The 2,725-nt window shown below is 71.2% G+C and carries 4 protein-coding genes; 3 read left to right on the top strand and 1 reads right to left on the bottom strand.

Features of this window, described 5'->3' with window-relative positions; all coding sequences use genetic code 11:
• The first annotated feature begins 127 nt into the window (after nucleotides 1-127).
• The 3 genes from AC3XYG_RS18030 to AC3XYG_RS18020 are packed head-to-tail and all read left to right on the top strand — an operon-like array spanning nucleotide 128 to nucleotide 2,200.
• A complete protein-coding gene (locus tag AC3XYG_RS18030; protein ID WP_489141233.1) occupies nucleotides 128-1,060 on the top strand; it encodes a carbohydrate kinase family protein in 933 nt (310 codons plus the stop codon).
• An 11-nt stretch (nucleotides 1,061-1,071) separates the two neighbouring features.
• Nucleotides 1,072-1,233 (top strand): hypothetical protein, encoded by a 162-nt coding sequence (locus AC3XYG_RS18025; protein WP_489141232.1) that lies wholly within the window; start codon nucleotides 1,072-1,074, stop codon nucleotides 1,231-1,233.
• Nucleotides 1,234-1,282: 49 nt separating this feature from the next.
• Nucleotides 1,283-2,200 (top strand): pseudouridine-5'-phosphate glycosidase, encoded by a 918-nt coding sequence (locus AC3XYG_RS18020; protein WP_489141231.1) that lies wholly within the window; start codon nucleotides 1,283-1,285, stop codon nucleotides 2,198-2,200.
• Nucleotides 2,201-2,354: 154 nt separating this feature from the next.
• On the opposite strand, the gene AC3XYG_RS18015 is transcribed toward AC3XYG_RS18020, so the two are convergent.
• The coding region (locus tag AC3XYG_RS18015) for a lipid A-modifier LpxR family protein (protein ID WP_489141230.1) at nucleotides 2,355-2,725 on the bottom strand (371 nt) is incomplete at its 5' end.

Here is a 2,725-nt window from a genome sequence, read left to right as displayed (position 1 = left end):
CAGGCGGCGCATGGGCTGGATGCTGCCGCTTGCGGGGACGCTTCGCAAGCCCCGACGCTTGCCTTTCGCCGGAACCGGACGCAGGGTGCGGCCCGCCTGACGCAAAGGTCGGTTGCGAGAGACCCTGATGCCCCTGCCCGTCTGGTGCTTCGGCGCCGCCAATATCGACCGCCAGGCCCGCGCCCACCGCACCGTGCGCCTGGGCACCTCGAACCCGGTCACCATCCGCACCAGCCTCGGCGGCGTGGCCCGAAACGTGGCCGAGACGCTGGCCCGGCTGGGCCTGCCGGTCGGTCTGGTCAGCCGCATGGGGCACGACCCGTCGGCCGACCGCATCCTGGCGGCGATGCAGCGCCTGGGCCTCGACCTGTCGCTGGTGACCCGGTCTGAAACCAGCGGCACCGCCAGTTACACCGCCGTGATCGAGCCCGATGGCGAGATGGCGGTCGCGATCGCCGATATGGGCATCTATGACGAGATGGGGCCGGAGGTGCTGGCCCCGGCACTGGCGGCGGCCGCGCCGGCCGCGGCTTGGTTCGTCGATGCCAATTTGCCGGCCGAGGGGCTGGCCGCCATCCTGTCCCATCCCGGGCGGCCGGCCCTGGTGGCGGTCGACGCCGTGTCCTCGCCGAAATCGGAAAAGCTGCGCGGCCTGCTCGGTGGCATCGGCCTGCTGTGCCTCAACCGCGACGAAGCGGAAGCGATCACCGGCCAGCCCGTCGACGACGAGGCGACGTCCTGGGCGGCGCTGCGCCGGCTGCGTGCCGCCGGCGTCGGCCGGGTCGTGCTCAACCGCGGCAGCGAGGGCGCCCTGATCGCCGATGCCACTGATGAAGCCGCCATTCCCGCCTGCCCGGCCGAGATCGTCGACGTCACCGGCGCCGGCGATGCGGCGATGGCCGGCACCCTGTACGGCCTCGTCACCGGGCTGTCCCTGCCCGATGCGGCAAGGCTCGGCCGCGCCGCCTCGGCCCTGGCGCTGGAGGCCCCGACCGCGGTGCCGGAAACCCTGACGGTGGATGTGCTGCGCCGGCGGTCTATGATCTCTGCCTGGCCATAGAGAGAGAAGCGATGACCCGCGCCCTGCTGTGCCTCACGCTCTTGCTGCTGTGCAGCGCCTGTGCGAATGACGGCCCGGCATACGGATACCCCCCGGCGGGCTACGACCACCCGACACCCCGCTACGGCTATCCCGCCGTGCCGCGCTACGGCTATCCGGAGCCGGGCGAGTGATGACGACAGACCGTCCGGACCGACCACTTTGCGCGGATCAATCGACGCCATGAACAGCCTTCTCTCGATCGCCCCCGAGGTCTCCGCCGCCCTGGCCGCCGGCCGCCCGGTGGTGGCGCTGGAGAGCACGATCATCTCGCACGGCATGCCCTATCCGCAGAATCTGGAGATGGCGCGCCGGGTCGAGGGCCTCATCCGCGAAGAGGGCGCGGTGCCGGCAACGATCTCCGTGGCCGACGGTCGCATCCATGTCGGGCTGGACGATGCCCTGCTGCAGCGGCTGGCGACGGCGAAGGACGTGGCCAAGCTGTCGCGGCGGGACATGGGGGCGATCCTGGCCTCGGGCGGGCTCGGCGCCACCACCGTGGCGGCGACGATGATCGCGGCGCATCTGGCCGGCATCCGAGTGTTCGCCACCGGCGGCATCGGCGGCGTCCATCGCGGCGCCGAGACCAGCTTCGACATCTCCGCCGACCTCGAGGAATTCGCGCGCACCCCGGTCGCCGTGGTCTGCGCCGGCGCCAAGTCGATCCTCGACCTGCCCAAGACGCTGGAATATCTCGAGACCCGCGGCGTGCCGGTGATCGGCTACGGGACCGACACCCTGCCCGCCTTCTTCTGCCGCTCCAGCGGCCTGGCCCTGGCGCTGCGCCGCGACACGCCGGAGGAGGTCGCCGCCCTGCTCGACGCCCAGGCGGCGCTCGGCTTCACCGCCGGCGCGGTGGTCGCCAACCCGATCCCGGAGGCGCATGCGCTGCCGGAGGCGGAGATCGACGCCGCCATCACCAGCGCCCTGGCCGATGCCGGGCGCGACGGCATCGGCGGCAAGGACGTCACGCCTTACCTGCTGGCCCGCATCGTCGTCCTGACCGAGGGCCGCAGCCTGGTCGCCAACATCGCCCTGGTCGAGCACAACGCCCGAATCGGCGCCCGCATCGCCAAGGCGCTGGCCGCGCGGCAGGGCTAACGCGCCGGCCTCCCCTCTTCCTGGTCTCCCCCTCTCCTGTCATTGCCGGGCTTGACCCGGCAATCCAGAGGATGTCGACAGACTCTGGATGCCCGGATCAAGTCCGGGCATGACAGCCGGAGAGGACGGCTAACAATTCACCTACGAAGCCGCCTTAGAACCGCAACGACACCGACAGCGCGCCGTACTGGCTGAGGTCGCCGCCCTTCTGGCCCTCGAATTCCTGGGTGCGGAAGACGTGGGTGTAGGCGATGCGGGCGCCGGCGATGGTCATGGCGACGCCGAGCTGCAGGTCGGCGACCAGCGGGTTCTTGGTGACATGCGGGCTGTCCTCGAAGGTGTTGCCGTCGAGAAAGATGTTGCGGGCCACGGCGCGGCCTTCGACGCTGGCGAAGACGTACCAGCCGAAGCCGCTGGTCGGGATGAAGAAATCCGAACCCGGGATGCTCGGCCGGATCCGCGGCGGGCCGTAATCGACCGGCAGGTCGAAGCCCAGCCGCATGGTGGCGCCGACCGAGGCCTGGG

Source organism: Inquilinus sp. (genome assembly GCF_057815775.1).
Note: the sequence above shows the minus strand (reverse complement) of the source record. Positions and strands in the feature narration are given on the sequence as shown.

Bases quoted from the DNA above. Each gene is read 5' to 3' on its own strand.
- AC3XYG_RS18025 (WP_489141232.1), top strand. From the start codon at position 1,072: ATGACCCGCGCCCTGCTGTGCCTCACGCTCTTGCTGCTGTGCAGCGCC.
- AC3XYG_RS18030 (WP_489141233.1), top strand. From the start codon at position 128: ATGCCCCTGCCCGTCTGGTGCTTCGGCGCCGCCAATATCGACCGCCAG.
- AC3XYG_RS18020 (WP_489141231.1), top strand. From the start codon at position 1,283: ATGAACAGCCTTCTCTCGATCGCCCCCGAGGTCTCCGCCGCCCTGGCC.